Source organism: Raineya orbicola (assembly GCF_002843425.1).
Taxonomy (GTDB): Bacteria; Bacteroidota; Bacteroidia; order Cytophagales; family Thermonemataceae; genus Raineya; species Raineya orbicola.
The window spans coordinates 34,248-48,372 of the sequence record NZ_NKXO01000028.1; the positions used below are offsets into that span (position 1 = coordinate 34,248).

The window sequence follows — 14,125 nt, forward strand, 5'->3', positions numbered from 1 at the left end:
AAAAATTATTCTTTTTTCAAAAAAATCTTTTCATACTTGCGAATTTTTGCAAGCAAAAAGTCCTTTTTACGCTTCAAGAAACCCCCAAACCTGTTCAGCTTGCCATTTATTTAAGAAAAGATGCTTTTTTTCATTATTAAGAATTAAAAGTTTGTCGGCATATTCAAGGGCAAGGTTTATTTCGTGAGTAGAGACTAATACACATTTACGCTCTTCTTTGGCAATTCTTTGAAATAGTTGCAAAATTTGTTTTCTGAAATAAACATCAAGAAAGGCGGTAGGTTCGTCAGCCACCACAATAGGGGTATCTTGGGCAATAGCTCGGGCAATCATAACTCTTTGTCTTTCGCCGTCACTGAGGTTTTGCAGTTTTTTATTCAACAATGCCTTTACGTGTGTTTTTGTGATAGCTTCTTGCACTGCTTGGGTATCTTTTTCTTGAATTTGTGATAGCCAATTGAGGTGAGGAGTTCTGCCGAGCAATATAGTTTCAAAAACACTAAGGGCATAAGCAGAAGTAGGTGTATTTGGAAGTACAATGCTAATAGTTTGGGAAATTTCTTTTGCAGAAAGTTCCTGAATATTTTTTTGAAAAACTTTGATAGTGCCTTCAAATTTCAAAGATCCACTTATACATTGCAATAAGGAAGATTTGCCTGTTCCATTTCTACCTAAAATACAGATAAGTTCGCCTTGCAAACCCTGAAAACTGATATTTTCAAAAATTTTTTTCTGCCCGAAAGCGAGTGAAATGTTTTCTACTTCAAGCATTTAATTTTTTCCTAATTTTTGCAATTTCACTTTTAGAAAAACCCGTTAATTCGGCAATAATTTCATCATCAAAGCCCTTCTGAATGGCATTTAGCACAACATTCTCTTTGGTTTTCTCAATACCTTTCTCAATGCCTTTTTCCATACCTCGCTCTATACCTTTTTCCATACCTTCTAGCAGAGTAGTTTCTAATACATTTTTCCAATCGCGAGCATATTTTTCACTTTGTATGTATGCTTCTCTTTCCTTGGGCGAATAACCAGCAATTTCGGCTGTACGGAAAAGTTTAGAAAATACACGTTCTTTTACTTTGGTGGGCATTTGGTCTAATTTTGTGAGGTTTTTCAGTACATAAAGCCATTTATCCAAATGATTTTTAAGTTCTTTTTCTTGCTTTTCAAATTTGGGCATTTCAATGTAAATAAATCGCAATTTTTCATTAAATACTTTTCCTGTGTTTTTTTCAATGAGTTGCACATCGTGAATGTATTGTGAGGGGTGGGTATCATCAAAAGTGAAATCCATCAGGGCAATGGTATAAACGGCATTGAGTTTGAAATTCCAATCGCCTGTGATGGCTTGCTCTTGGAGTGGGAAAGTAGCATAATACAGGCTTCTGTCTTTGAAATAAAGTTGCCTTGCCTTTTGGAGTTCAACAATATATTTTTCACCTTTGTCATTTTCGCAATAAAGGTCAAAAATAGCTTTGCGATCTTCGGGAGTATTGCCTAAATTTTCGGTTCTGAGAAAATTTAATGTTTTTATTTTACCTTTTTCAGGAAGCAAACTTTCGAGAAAATCAATGAGTAAGTCCTTATTCTCTTCGGTGCCAAAAATTTTTTTGAAGCCAAAATCTGTAAAAGGATTGATATAACGCCCAGGCATATTTGTTTTTTTCCACAAAAATACTAAAATTTCACTTCTTAAAAAACTCCTTGCGAGCAAAACATTTACCTTTTGAAGTTTAGTGGTATCAATGAAAAAATGCTTAAAAACTTTTACTGATGAGAAAATATTTCTTGCTTTTTTTGTTACTGCTTGAAGGGATTATCGCAAAATCATTACCTACTGATACTTTGCTATTTCCCGCTCGTAATGCTACATTAGTTCCTAATAATGTTCGTTTGAGAATTTATTTTAACGAAAATATGCAAAAGGGGCTCTCGGGCAGTGTGAAAATTTTTGATGCCGCAAGCAATAACCAAATTTTCTTTATTCCAATTACTTGCACCTGCATTACGGTTTCGGGCAATTGGGCAGAAATTATTATGCCCGCTTCACTTTCCTTCAATCAAGTAGTATATGTGATAATTGCAACGGGGACGTTCAAAAATATGGTAGGAGAAGAATTTGCAGGCTTTGATGATGCTTTTGATTGGCGTTTTTCTATTGCCAATGGGCTTGTTTCGCATCAAAGTTTTAATCCCACAAATGCTACGCAGTGTCTTTCTTTGCAACAAAATACTTTTCAGATTGCGTTTTCTGCTCCTGTAATGGCTGTGCCATCGGGAAAGATTAGAATTTTTGAAAAAGCAACCAATATTTTACACGAGCAAATTCCTGTTCAAAGCTCGCGTGTGCTTATTAGTGGGCAGGTAGTTTCTTTTCTGCTCAATCAGCCTTTATCACCTTTTCGTGAGTATTATATCACCATTGAACCTGCAAGTTTTAAGACCTCTGCGGGTGCTGTGTATGAGGGTATTTATGATAATTTTGTATGGAGTTTTCGGACTACTTTGGCAAAACCATCGGTTGCTCAAACAAATCTTGCAGTATGTGTCAATAGCTCCGTTTTTCTGAGGGTTACTCACCCAACGGCTACGCAATTTCGCTGGTACAGAGGCAATAATCCTAATCCTATCACTAACCCAATAGGTCAAATTATCGTTTCGGATACACTTTTTCTCAATATTGCACAAAACACTACTTTGTATGTAAGTGCTTGGCAAGCAGGTTGCGAAAGCGAAAAAGTAGCTATTGAAATTATTGCTAAACCTTTGCCCAACCCTACTCTGCCTCCTGCTGAAATTCGTATAGGTAAAAATGTGCCATTTACGTTAGAAGCTAACGGAGGCGTAACTTATCAATGGCGGCCTTCAGAAAATCTTTCTAATCCCAATTCTGCTGTTACGCAAGCCATTGTAACGGAAAATACCACTTTTCAAGTAACTATCACAAATGCCGAAGGTTGTAGTGTGGTGCGAAGTGTGCAGGTGATTGTTGATGATAGCGAAAAAGATTTCTTTTTGCCTACACTTTTCAGCCCTAATAATGATGGCATACACGATTATTTGAAAATTATGGGAAAAAATATTGCCGAAATAGAGTGGAGTATCTATGATAGAAACGGAAAATTGCTCTATCGCACTCGTAGTGTTTGGGAGGCTATGAATATAGGCTGGGACGGCACATTTCAGGGTGTTCCCCAACCCCAAGAAATGTATATTTGGACTATTCAGGGCAAATTTTCAGATGGCTCAACAATTCCTCAAAAAGCGGGTAGTTTCTTACTTTTACGTTAGCACAATTTTTTGTAACTTACAAGCGTTTTTCATAGTAAAAATTTGATGATGAACGCTTTACTTTTGCTTGCTGTCATTTTACTGCTTGTGCTTATAGCAGGGGGCGTGATTTACGCATATCTCTATCGCTTTTTATTCAAAACGGCACATAATAATCCTCAAAATTTTTTGCGAAATGCTAATCAAACAGGTAAAAAACGTATTCTTTTTGCAGGAGATAGCCTCACTTGTGGCAATATGAGTGCCGACTATACTAAAATGGTTGCTGATAAACTCGGAGAAAATTATGAGTATATCAATGCAGGAGTAAATGCTGACTTGGCTTACAATCTTTGGCAAAGGCTTGATGAAATCATTGCTTGCCAACCTGAATGGGTTAGCATTTTGATAGGAACAAATGATGCAAATGCTACGCTTTTCAAAGAAAATCAGGCGGTTTATCAGAAACTCAAAAAACTTCCTCAACCTGCTACAATTTTTTGGTACGAAGAGAACCTTTGCAAAATTATAGAACGTCTGCAAAATGAAACCCCTGCCCAAATAGCACTTGTTTCTATGCCTGTGTTAGGCGAAAATTTGAAACATAAAGCGAATGCTCACATCAGAGAGTATGTAGAGGTAGTGAAAAAGGTTGCTCAAAAGTATCAAGTAGATTATGTGCCTTTTTACGAAAAACACGTGGAGTTTTTAGAGCAAAAACCTGGTATTTGCAAGCAATACCACCCCAACCATAAACTTATTGAACTGGCAATGTTTCAGCGATATATTTTGCGTAGAACTTGGGACGAAATTGCTCAAACACACGGCTTTCATACGGTTACGGATTTTATTCATCTCAACTCTGTGGGAGCTAAAATACTCGCTGATTTAATTTGTGAATGGATTGAAGGAAAAACTAAATTTTAATGAGCTTTTCTACGGCTTTTTCTAATGTTGTATTTTCTTTGGCAAAACAAAAACGTAAAAGGTTGTAGTCGTTTTGTTTGCTATAAAAAACGGATAGCGGAATAGGAGCTACGCCAAATTCTTTGGTCATACGGATAGCAAAATCGGTATCTTTTTCTTCTGAAATTTGGGCATAAGAAACAAGCTGAAAGTAAGTACCTTCTACTTTTTTCAGTTCAAAGCGGGTGCTTTGCAAAAGTTTTTGAAAAAAATCTCTTTTTTGCTGATAAAATTCACCGAGTTCTTGATACAGACTTTTTTCTTTCAGAATTTCGTAAAAAGCTATTTGAGCAGGTAAATTCACGCAAAAAACGTTGTACTGATGAACTTTGCGAAATTCGTTCATTAAGTTTTCAGGGGCTACCACATATCCAACTTTCCAGCCTGTAACGTGATAAGTTTTGCCAAAAGAAAATATTGCAAAGCTACGTTTAGCAAGTTCAGGGTAGCGTAATACGCTTTCGTGAGGTTGGCTATCAAAAATGATATGTTCGTATACTTCATCGCTGATGATGAAAATATCTGTACCTTTGGTAAGTTTTTCCAGCTCTTGCAGGTCTTTCTTTTTGAGCGTACTACCTGTGGGGTTGTGTGGCGAGTTGATAAGGATTAGCTTGGTTTTTTTAGAAATAAGTTTTTTGACTTGCCCCCAAGGAATAGAAAAATCTTGGGGGTTAAGTTCTACAAATTTGGGAATACCTTTGCAAAGACGTATAGCAGGCAAATAGCTGTCATAAACAGGTTCAATCAGAATAGCCTCCTCATCGGGATTTAGCAGAGTTAGAATAGCTGTAAAAATAGCTTGGGTTGCTCCTGCTGTAATGGTAATTTCAGTTTGGGGGTTGCAGGTAAAGTCGTAACTCTCTTGAATTTTTTCGGCAATTTTCTCACGCAAGGGCATATACCCTTGCATAGGTGCGTATTGGTTCGCACCTTGTTTCATTGCCTTGCATTTGGCTTCAATGAGTTTGGGGTGTGGCGAAAAATCGGGGAAACCTTGCGAAAGATTGATAGCTCCATACTCTTTCGCCAAAGCACTCATTTGTGTAAAAATAGTAGTTTTTACATCAGGTAATTTAGAGAAGAGTTGCATAGTTATATTCAGTTTCAAAATTCGTTTGATAGAAAATTAGCTTTCACTTATTCTGTAATAATTCCTGAATTTTCTTATCAATCAATTGCGGAGTTTCGGGGGCATTATTGACAATCATCAGTCCTTTTTCGTTTAGGACAATGTTGCCCTTTTCGTCTATGACGATATTAGTCGGATAGCCTTGCACTCCCCATTTTTGAGCAATAGAGCGAGCATTAGCAATATGTTTGTAGTCAAATTTTTCATTGGCAAGAAAACTTTTGAGCGTTTCTTCATCATCGGTGCAAAGTGCAAGAAAAACCACATTTTTATCCTTGTACTTTTCTGTAAGTTTTTGTAGATAAGGAATTTCTATAATACAAGGTTTGCACGCCTTGAACCAAAAATTTAAGACTACAATTTTACCTTTTAACTCGCTGAGCTTGATTTGCTCACCTGTGATAGTGGTAGCTTCAAAGTCGGTAATTTTTTGGGCAATCCCATTTGTGATAATTGCCCAAAAGAAAAAAAGAAATAAAACCGCCTTTTTCATAAAAAACTTTTTTATGCAAGATTGGCAATTACATTTTGGGTAAAAGTTTTGGTATTGGCTTTACCACCTAAATCGCCTGTACATAGTTCTTTTATAGCAAGGGTTTTATCCAAAGCGGTATCAATGCGTTTAGCCACTTCACTTTCGCCCAAGTATTCCAACATCATAATAGCAGAACGCAAAATAGCCGTAGGATTAGCAATGCCTTTGCCTGCAATATCGGGGGCGGTGCCGTGTACTGCTTCAAAAATGGCAATTTCATCGCCAATATTGGCACCGGGTACCACGCCCAAACCGCCTACTAAGCCCGCACACAGGTCGGAAAGTATATCGCCGAAAAGATTGGAGGTTACAATTACATCAAATTGCTCGGGCTTGGTAACCAGTTGCATACACATATTATCAATGATTTTATCGTTCCATTCTACATCAGGATAATCTTTGGAAACGATTTGTGCCGCTTCCAACATCATTCCTCCTGATTTTTTGAGAATGTTGGCTTTATGTACTACGGTTACTTTTTTGCGTTTATATTTTTTAGCATACTCAAAAGCCGCCTTCACGATACGCAAACAACCTTTCATTGAAATACGACTGATAGAATCTACAATTTGCAGGCGTTCATCATACAAAATCAAACCTGAATACAGCCCTTCGGTATTTTCACGGAAAAGCACCAAATCTACATCTGTAAAACGTGTATTGATACCTACTGTGTTTTTGCAAGGACGTACATTTTGGTACAAATCATATTTCTGACGCAAAGAAACATTGATACTCTTAAATCCGCCACCTACGGGGGTTTCTACGGGACCTTTGAGGGCTACTTTGTTACGCTCAATAGATTCTAAAAGGCTATTAGGCATTAGTTCGCCATATTTCTCGTAAGCCGTTTTGCCTGCAATTTGAACTTCCCATTCAATTGGGGCATTCGCCGCCTTAAACACTTCTTGAACAGCTTCTACGATTTCTGTTCCTATGCCATCGCCGGGTATGAGGGTTACGGTTTTCATTCTTTATGCTTGATTTGTTCCATTAAGTTTTCTACGTCTTTCAAAAGTGTTTCTGCTTTATTTTTGGCTTCATTTACAACTTGCTCGCCTTTGGTTTTTGCCATACTGATATGCTCTTCTTTGCCTTCTTTGAGCTTTTTGAGAAATTCTAAAAGTTGCTCACGCATTTTTTTGAGCTGATAAGTAAGTTTCTTGCGAGTTACTTTTCCTTCGTTAGGAGCAAAAAGTACTCCCAAAACAGCCCCTACACTTGCACCTACAAGCAGACCTAGCCAAAAATGGTCTTTTTTTGATGATTTCTCTTCCATACAATAAGTTTTTGGTTTGGCTTGCAATTTACATTTTTTAACCAAGATTTTCGGAAGGAAAGAAAATTTTTTGACCGAAAAACAAAAAAGTTCCCCATATGGGAAACTTCTTTGCCTCATAATAAAACAACATCAACACTTTCTGGCTTTTGAGCACAGAAGAAGTTTGTGCAACAAAGTTGCAAAAACAATTTTTAATTTGCAACAATATTGCAAAATATTTTGTGAGTTTGTTTCGTTTGTTTTTTGAGGAATGTTTGTTAGCTTTGCAAGCGATGTATTACTAAAAATTTGTTGTTTTATGAAAAAAATATTTGGGCTTATTTGTTTTTTGGGTTTTGGGATAGCCAACCCAATTCAGGCACAGGTTGGTTCTGCAATGGTAAATTTAGAGCAGGGAAAATTAGATAAAGCCAAAGAAGCTATTGATAAAGCCTTGCAAAATGAAAAAGATGCTCAAAAATCTAAAACTTGGTTTGTGAAAGGAGAGGTGTATAGTGCTATTGCTCAAAGTCCTATTCCCAATTTTGCAAATTTAGATAAGAATGCGGCTCGTACGGCTTTGCAAGCCTATCGGAAAGCAATGGAGCTTGAACCTAACCAAAAAGGATACTACAAAGATGCTGAAAATGCTATCAAAACAAAGTTATATGCTTGTGCGATAAATCAAGGAGCAAACTTGTATAATTCAAAAGAAAAAGATTTGGCAAATGCTCTGATAGCTTTTGAAGTAGCTCACGAAGCTAATCCTTCGGATACTACGGCTGTTACTTATGTTTCGGCATTGGCTTGGGAAACTAAAAATTATGACAAATTTTTAGAATATGCCGAAAAAATTCAAAAAATGAATTTTCACCCTTCTACAAAGAAAGTTACACAGATACAAATGGCTTACTTGTATGCTGAAAGAAAAAATACAACCAAAGCCCTCGAGATTTTGGAAAATGGAATTAAACAATATCCCAATGATAAACAAATCTGGGGACTTACTGCCGAATTGTACGAGCAACAAGTTAAAAATGGCGGACAGAATAATTTGATTGAATTTTACGAAAGAGCTGTAAAACAATTCCCTAACGATGCTGATTTTTGGAAACTTTTGGGGTACGCCTATTGGAATAAAGCCGTTGAAGTAGAAAAAGAAATTCGCAAGAAAAAAGAAGCCGAAGGACTTACAGGCGAACTGAAAGACCCTAAAAAGCAACAAAAAGCCCGTGAATACAATACGATTGTAGATAATGAAATCAAAAAGGCTATCCCTCCGCTTGAAAAGGCAGACCAACTCAAACCCAACGATTTTGATATAATGGATTTGCTCCGTGCTTGTTACGAAACACTCGGATTGAAAGATAAAAAGGCTGAAATGGATAAGAAAATTAAAGCCATCGGAAGAGAATAAGATTGAAATCGGATTATTTTTACGGCGAAGCCTTCGCTGAAAGCGAAGGCTTCGCCGTATCTAAAACTCTACTATAAACCCAATCGTAGGAAGTACCGTAGGGTCGTTGTTTTCTAAAATCACAGGAACGGCATTACTGCCATCTATGCGTATGGGCTGTCCATCGGTAGTGGCAAAGCCCGAGTTGTCGGGCGTTCTTTGGAAAGTATATTGCGGGAATGCAGGACTGGGCAGTACAAAAGCATTCACTACGTCAAGATACAAATCCAAAGTCCAACGGCGGTAGTTGATTTTTTTATCTAATCGGAAATCAAAAGATTGAAATGCCCCTAAGCGTTGCGTGTTATATTGTGAAAGGTCTAATATGCCTTCACCTATGCTCAAATAATTTCTACGAGAGGCTTCCAAATCAAAGGGTGTAAAGGGTGCCCCGCCCTGATAGCGGTATTTCAAGCCAATTTCCCAACCTTTATTGAATTTCCTCCCTAAAATTCCTGAAAAAAGATGTCTTGTATCCCAAGCTGAAACAATGTATTTGCCGTTCAGGTCGGTATATTCAGACCAAAAAAGCGTGTAAGAAGCAGTGAAAAATAAGTTTTTTACTAATTTTTGCTGTGCAAAAAGTTCAATTCCGTAAGTTCTGCCTTTACCCGTAGGGCTTACAGACTCATTGCCAATTGCTCCAAAATTACCTCCCTGATTTGCCAAAGAAACCCCTTCACGCAAAGAAATAGGATAGTTTTCATAAGTTTTATAAAAACCTTCCAAAGTAAAACGCAGACTCGGTTTGGGCATAAATTCTACACCTGCCGTAAAGTGATTGTTAGCAATATATGGTGTGTTTCTATTGACTAAACTTCCTTGCTCATCTCTGAAACCCAACACCGTGTAAATCGGAATTTTGTAATAACGTCCTACCGAAGCCGAAGCAAACCATTTGTCGTTCATCTGATAGGAGGTAGAAATACGAGGAGAAAGCGTTCTATAAAATTGCAAACCTGTATCGGTAAAAGTGTTCATATCGCTACGCAGACCCGCAGATATACCCCAGCGGTCTATGGTTTTGCTTACTTGTCCGAAAAAGCCAAAGCGGAAAAATTCAATGGCTGAATTAGCACGTATATCTATTTGAGGCTGAATAATATTCCCGAAATCATCTCTGATTTCTCTGCGAAAACGATTGAAAAAATCATTGTTGAATTTCACGTATTGCAAAACACCCCCATAACTCCATTTCCACGTACCTTCTTTTTTGTTGAAGTCTATGCGTAATTTGTTTTCAATTTCTTGGGAACGTACTCGTAAAGTACGGCGGCTTTCATCATCAAATTGAGCGTCTTCAAATCTATCTAAACGATTTTCAAACATATTGCGACTTAAAGCAATATTTACATAACCTTTGGGGATAAGCCTTTTAAGTACAAAGCCTGTCGTATAGTTCCACTGATTGATGGCAGGGTTTGAGCGTAAAATGTATTCTTTGGTTACGTCAGACTTGCGAGGTACGCCAAAAGTAAATTCATCAATAGCTCCCAATCCAATAGCTGTAAGCGTAGTTTTGCTATCCAGTTGGCTACTTACTTTATACTGAAAATCCCAATAGTTGGGACGAATGGGTAAATCCAAAGCCGCAAACAAAAATTGCAAGTATGACCTTCGTACAGAAGCCAAATAAGTCGTTTTTTTAGATAAAGGACCTTCAAAGGTAGTAGCAAGTTCTGTTCCTGATAGTCGGATATTACCCGAAAATCGTTCAGGGTTGCCGTTTCTTTGCTTAAATTCAAGCACTGAGGAAAGGGCATTATCAAAGCGAGCGTGAAAAGCCGAACTGCTTAAAGTTACATCTTCAATAAAAGAAACATTCAAAATACCCGTAGGACCACCTGCGGCTCCTTGCGTAGCAAAATGGTTGATAACAAGCACTTCAATACCATCTAAATAATACACATTTTCGTTAGGAGCACCGCCACGAATGATTATATCATTCCGAAATCCACCCACCGAACCCGCTGTGCCACCTACGCCCGGTAGAGCCTGTACTACACGAGAAATGTCAAAATTACCGCCTGGGTTACTACGAATTTCTTCTGTGGTAAGTTTCTGCACTGATAGAGGCGTTTCCAAAGTTGCCGCAGAAGCCGATTTAGAAGTTTTTTCAGTAACTTCTACAGCTTCAATGTTTTGCTCGTCTTCTAATTCAAAGTTAAGAATTTGAGCATTTCCCGAAGTTACAACCACATTGTATTTGGTTTGGCTTTGGTAGCCCACTACCGAAGCTGTAATATTATAGCTTCCTGTGGCTATTTCTAAACGAAAATTACCATTTTCGTCAGATGTGGTGCCTATTTCGGTGTTTTCAACCTTGATAACTGCACCTACTAAAACTTCTTGGGTGTTTTTGTCTTTGATAGAGCCTAAAATGATGCCTTTGGATTGTGAGAGAGCTGAAAAAGAAAAGAAAGCAAGTTGTAAAATGTAAAAAAATCGCATAGCCTTAAAAATTTAGAAAATCAACATCAGAACTGCTAAAATGAATATATTGTTTGAAAGTTGTCTAAATTTTTCGGTTGTGTCTTGGCTGTCAGAATCTTACGGATTTAACTCACAAAGCCCTCATTTTCGGTGAGGGCTTTGTGGATTTATTTGACTATAATACTGCTCTTACCCTATCAATCTTCACATCCTAAGTGCTCACAAATATAGTAGTAGCGTACTCTGATTACTTTGCACTCGTTGGGGTTAAGCCTATTCCTGCTATCTAAATCTATAATATACACGTATTTCAATCCCATAAAGTAATCTAATAGCTCTCTTGCACGCATATTGTAAACTATATTCGTTAATCCTTGCATATCAATGGCTATTCCGTTGAATAAGTTAGGGTCTTTGTAGGTGTAAGAATTTCGGTCTAAAGTGTAAAATAGCTCTAACGATATTCTATTGCCTCCTCCAAATGTTAAATCAAACATATAAGAATCCTGTTACTCTATTCGTCCATTTTTCTTTACAGGAGTAATGTCGCAAAAAGAATTCTCCATTGATAGCACGGCTATATTTAAGCACCAAAGTATTTTGGTTCTGTCCAAAATTTGGCAAAAGTAGAGCGTTACTTCTTTGATGAAAAATCATCAACAAAAACAAGATTGAAAATAGTATCTTTTTCATAAATGCTTTGGGTTTAAGGACTAGCAAGATATCAGAGGCATTGGTTCCTGTTTTTCAGGCTATTCGTATTCTAATGAAAAAACTCCACTCTTGAAGGTGGAGTTTTATTACCTATTTTCCTGACTTTTTCTTTCTTTCTATTATTTGTCCGTTTTCTAATGAGTAATCAAAGTAATTTCGGATATTAGGGTGTTGGTCTATATACTGCCGAGTATAGATATGTATTACTCCATTAGCATTTCCAAATATAGCTGCTGTTCTGCTGTCATTTTCCCACACATCTATTCCTGCTATTTGATTTAGGTCATATTGGTCTAAAATATAGTAACTATTTAAGTTGGCAAAAACAATTTTATTATCAATTGTAATCAGAGGTTGATTGGTTATTAAACCATATTTTGTATTCTCGTAATGTATAACATTATTGTATGCAATAGGGAACCAATCTCTTTTAATGGTATCTACCAAGGCCCTCAGAGTAGAATTTTGTTGTGCTTGTACATTTACATTCACAAACAAACAGCTTATTACAACTATTACAAAAACAAATTTTTTCATAAAAGAAACTTTAAGGTTTAACAAAAATATCGCTTGGATTGTTCGAATTTTGCAGGTTTGTTCCTTGCGGGTTAGTGAATATAGTGATTTGCGTTCTTGGTAAATCTTGATATAAGGGTACACCATTATTATCAGCGGCAGCCTCTAATCCAATTTGTAAAACAGTTGTTGAATTTATTTGATAAAAAGTATTAACAGGCTTCATATTTATGTCCCTTACACCATAATACACCCCAACATCAATTATGTACTGCCTATCATAAGCCTCAACCTCATCAAGTAAATCATACAATACACCTGCTCCTCCTGTTGTTTTATCAAAAGATATCTTTCCCTTTTCAAACTGAAATGCGTGTTTCATTTCATGAGCTTTTAAGCCTAAATTAACATAAGCATTTTGCCCAAAAGAATTTGTGGGAAACCCTATCAGAATCTTACCATTAGTAGGATCATAGGCTATCCAGCCTATTTTTGGATGCCCACTTGAAGTAAAATGATATTTCCATTTAGATTTTTCAATTACTTTTAACTCTGATTTTGCCTTTTCTAGCTCTCTTATTTTTCTACCCAAGTTTATTTTTTGTTGCTCACTCCATTCAAAATTTCCAGGAGGATTGAGCAAATAATGTTCTGTTTCTTTAATTTGCTCAACAAGATGTTGTTTGTAAGTAACATAATATCCGTGAGGGTCTTCAAAATTCGGTGGTAAATAGTTCGGGTCAAAAGGTTTATCCTGTCCCCAGTCATCTTGGCATTTGCTACAAGGTGTGATAGGTAAAGGTTCGGCTGGCGGCTCTCCACCAACAGGTGGCGAAGGCGGTTCATCAGGTGGCAAATTAACACCGCCTCCTCCTGAACCTCCACCCCCACCAGAGCCTCCGCCACTTCCTCCACCACCGCCGCAAGGGATAACGGTGGTTTTGGGTCCTCCACCATTGCAAGGTTCCCAAGAAATAGATACGACTCCACAATTGATTATTGTATGAGGACACGAATAGGTAGGCGGTGGTGGAATTTCAGCACCAGAACTTGGGGTACCAGGTCCATCAGAGCAATTCACACAATTATACGCTACATCATAAACCAAAATACCTGATTCAGGGTTAGCATCCATTTGTAAATTGGCTAAAATGGTATTTTTCTGCTCGGCAATATCATTCCGAGTTGTAATTAGCTCAACAATATGACTGCTTTCAACTTCACCTTGCTGGTTTAATATGGTTCTAAGCCTACGAATATAGTATAAATTTGATTGATAGTTCACAGAAACTTTCCTGAAAACAGGTGTTAGCAGAACTGTTTTGCCTTGTTGGTTTTGCAGAGTCGTCGTGCTATCCCAAGCAGGGTAAAAAGTAATCCACTCAACAGACTCTGAAATAGAGTTTGTTCCTCTACCAAGAGTGGAGTTTTGCTTTTTCAGACTTAAAAGTTTTTGCTGTTGGAGAGCAAAAAAGGTCTTTGCTTTTTGAATAGCAGAACTTTGTAGATGTTCATTTCGAGGAGCGACTTCTTTGGTAGGTTTACAAGCCCAAAAAGGCAGGCAGATACCTAAAATCGCAATCCACTTTAATTTTCCAAGTGGGGGGGGTAATTCATTGATTTTCTTTGTTTTAGCATAAAAATTAAGTGTTTGAGTTAAAACTGGTGCAAAGAAAGCCTGTGTATGAAAAAAAGTCAAATATCAGATATTAACGTGAGTTAAGCGGCAATATCTTGAAAAAGTTCAAAATTTGTAAGTAGATTTTTTTCTTGAAAATCTCTAATAGTGGGCTTTTTATCTAGGAATTTGTAGGCAATAATTCCAGACCACAAATTGAC

General features: G+C 37.2%; 14 protein-coding genes. 3 read left to right on the forward strand and 11 right to left on the reverse strand.

Features of this window, described 5'->3' with window-relative positions; all coding sequences use genetic code 11:
• Positions 1-66: 66 nt before the first annotated feature.
• Together Rain11_RS09410 and Rain11_RS09415 are read right to left on the reverse strand one after the other, a co-directional pair.
• Positions 67-771 (reverse strand): ABC transporter ATP-binding protein, encoded by a 705-nt coding sequence (locus Rain11_RS09410; RefSeq protein ID WP_101359108.1) that lies wholly within the window; start codon positions 769-771, stop codon positions 67-69.
• The gene (locus Rain11_RS09415) at positions 764-1,657 is read right to left on the reverse strand and encodes an Rpn family recombination-promoting nuclease/putative transposase (protein WP_101359125.1); all 894 of its coding nucleotides are present in this window, start codon (positions 1,655-1,657) and stop codon (positions 764-766) included. Before Rain11_RS09415 ends, Rain11_RS09410 begins: the two co-directional genes overlap by 8 nt.
• Before the next feature lie 119 nt (positions 1,658-1,776).
• On the opposite strand from Rain11_RS09415, the gene Rain11_RS09420 reads away from it, so the two are divergent.
• Positions 1,777-3,294 carry an Ig-like domain-containing protein gene (locus Rain11_RS09420; RefSeq protein WP_101359109.1) on the forward strand — a complete coding sequence of 506 codons (1,518 nt, stop codon included), beginning with the start codon at positions 1,777-1,779 and terminating at the stop codon, positions 3,292-3,294.
• A gap of 48 nt (positions 3,295-3,342) precedes the next feature.
• Complete coding sequence (locus tag Rain11_RS09425; protein WP_165778109.1) at positions 3,343-4,200, forward strand: SGNH/GDSL hydrolase family protein; 858 nt, start codon at positions 3,343-3,345, stop codon at positions 4,198-4,200.
• Here Rain11_RS09425 and Rain11_RS09430 read toward each other — a convergent pair.
• From Rain11_RS09430 to Rain11_RS09445, 4 genes are read right to left on the reverse strand one after another with little or no spacing between them, the layout of a single operon-like run.
• Positions 4,190-5,332, reverse strand: a complete 1,143-nt coding sequence (locus Rain11_RS09430) for a methionine aminotransferase (protein ID WP_101359111.1) — start codon at positions 5,330-5,332, stop codon at positions 4,190-4,192. The two genes, Rain11_RS09425 and Rain11_RS09430, sit on opposite strands and share 11 nt — an antisense overlap.
• A 43-nt stretch (positions 5,333-5,375) precedes the next feature.
• The gene (locus Rain11_RS09435) at positions 5,376-5,864 is read right to left on the reverse strand and encodes a peroxiredoxin family protein (protein WP_101359112.1); all 489 of its coding nucleotides are present in this window, start codon (positions 5,862-5,864) and stop codon (positions 5,376-5,378) included.
• An 11-nt stretch (positions 5,865-5,875) separates the two neighbouring features.
• Positions 5,876-6,877, reverse strand: coding sequence for an isocitrate/isopropylmalate dehydrogenase family protein (locus tag Rain11_RS09440; RefSeq protein WP_101359113.1), 1,002 nt, complete (start codon positions 6,875-6,877; stop codon positions 5,876-5,878).
• Positions 6,874-7,185 (reverse strand): YtxH domain-containing protein, encoded by a 312-nt coding sequence (locus tag Rain11_RS09445; RefSeq protein ID WP_101359114.1) that lies wholly within the window; start codon positions 7,183-7,185, stop codon positions 6,874-6,876. The genes Rain11_RS09440 and Rain11_RS09445 overlap by 4 nt, the downstream gene beginning before the upstream one ends.
• A 301-nt stretch (positions 7,186-7,486) precedes the next feature.
• Between Rain11_RS09445 and Rain11_RS09450 the strand changes: the two genes are divergently transcribed.
• A complete protein-coding gene (locus Rain11_RS09450; protein WP_101359115.1) occupies positions 7,487-8,584 on the forward strand; it encodes a tetratricopeptide repeat protein in 1,098 nt (365 codons plus the stop codon).
• Between the two features lie 60 nt (positions 8,585-8,644).
• On the opposite strand, the gene Rain11_RS09455 is transcribed toward Rain11_RS09450, so the two are convergent.
• The 5 genes from Rain11_RS09455 to Rain11_RS13915 all read right to left on the reverse strand — a co-directional run bounded on the left by Rain11_RS09455 (position 8,645) and on the right by Rain11_RS13915 (position 13,985).
• Positions 8,645-11,074 (reverse strand): TonB-dependent receptor, encoded by a 2,430-nt coding sequence (locus tag Rain11_RS09455; RefSeq protein ID WP_101359116.1) that lies wholly within the window; start codon positions 11,072-11,074, stop codon positions 8,645-8,647.
• 179 nt (positions 11,075-11,253) lie between these two features.
• Complete coding sequence (locus tag Rain11_RS09460; protein ID WP_101359117.1) at positions 11,254-11,553, reverse strand: hypothetical protein; 300 nt, start codon at positions 11,551-11,553, stop codon at positions 11,254-11,256.
• Complete coding sequence (locus Rain11_RS09465; protein WP_133121558.1) at positions 11,546-11,749, reverse strand: hypothetical protein; 204 nt, start codon at positions 11,747-11,749, stop codon at positions 11,546-11,548. Before Rain11_RS09465 ends, Rain11_RS09460 begins: the two co-directional genes overlap by 8 nt.
• Positions 11,750-11,860: 111 nt before the next feature.
• Positions 11,861-12,307, reverse strand: a complete 447-nt coding sequence (locus Rain11_RS09470) for a hypothetical protein (RefSeq protein ID WP_133121559.1) — start codon at positions 12,305-12,307, stop codon at positions 11,861-11,863.
• A 10-nt stretch (positions 12,308-12,317) separates the two neighbouring features.
• Positions 12,318-13,985, reverse strand: a complete 1,668-nt coding sequence (locus Rain11_RS13915; protein WP_165778110.1) for a hypothetical protein — start codon at positions 13,983-13,985, stop codon at positions 12,318-12,320.
• Between the last annotated feature and the right edge of the window lie 140 nt (positions 13,986-14,125).

Excerpts from the sequence above, each read along its gene's own strand:
- Rain11_RS09410 (WP_101359108.1), bottom strand. The coding sequence starts at position 771 with ATGCTTGAAGTAGAAAACATTTCACTCGCTTTCGGGCAGAAAAAAATT.
- Rain11_RS09415 (WP_101359125.1), bottom strand. The coding sequence starts at position 1,657 with ATGCCTGGGCGTTATATCAATCCTTTTACAGATTTTGGCTTCAAAAAA.
- Rain11_RS09420 (WP_101359109.1), top strand. The coding sequence starts at position 1,777 with ATGAGAAAATATTTCTTGCTTTTTTTGTTACTGCTTGAAGGGATTATC.
- Rain11_RS09425 (WP_165778109.1), top strand. The coding sequence starts at position 3,343 with ATGAACGCTTTACTTTTGCTTGCTGTCATTTTACTGCTTGTGCTTATA.
- Rain11_RS09430 (WP_101359111.1), bottom strand. The coding sequence starts at position 5,332 with ATGCAACTCTTCTCTAAATTACCTGATGTAAAAACTACTATTTTTACA.
- Rain11_RS09435 (WP_101359112.1), bottom strand. The coding sequence starts at position 5,864 with ATGAAAAAGGCGGTTTTATTTCTTTTTTTCTTTTGGGCAATTATCACA.
- Rain11_RS09440 (WP_101359113.1), bottom strand. The coding sequence starts at position 6,877 with ATGAAAACCGTAACCCTCATACCCGGCGATGGCATAGGAACAGAAATC.
- Rain11_RS09445 (WP_101359114.1), bottom strand. The coding sequence starts at position 7,185 with ATGGAAGAGAAATCATCAAAAAAAGACCATTTTTGGCTAGGTCTGCTT.
- Rain11_RS09450 (WP_101359115.1), top strand. The coding sequence starts at position 7,487 with ATGAAAAAAATATTTGGGCTTATTTGTTTTTTGGGTTTTGGGATAGCC.
- Rain11_RS09455 (WP_101359116.1), bottom strand. The coding sequence starts at position 11,074 with ATGCGATTTTTTTACATTTTACAACTTGCTTTCTTTTCTTTTTCAGCT.
- Rain11_RS09460 (WP_101359117.1), bottom strand. The coding sequence starts at position 11,553 with ATGTTTGATTTAACATTTGGAGGAGGCAATAGAATATCGTTAGAGCTA.
- Rain11_RS09465 (WP_133121558.1), bottom strand. The coding sequence starts at position 11,749 with ATGAAAAAGATACTATTTTCAATCTTGTTTTTGTTGATGATTTTTCAT.
- Rain11_RS09470 (WP_133121559.1), bottom strand. The coding sequence starts at position 12,307 with ATGAAAAAATTTGTTTTTGTAATAGTTGTAATAAGCTGTTTGTTTGTG.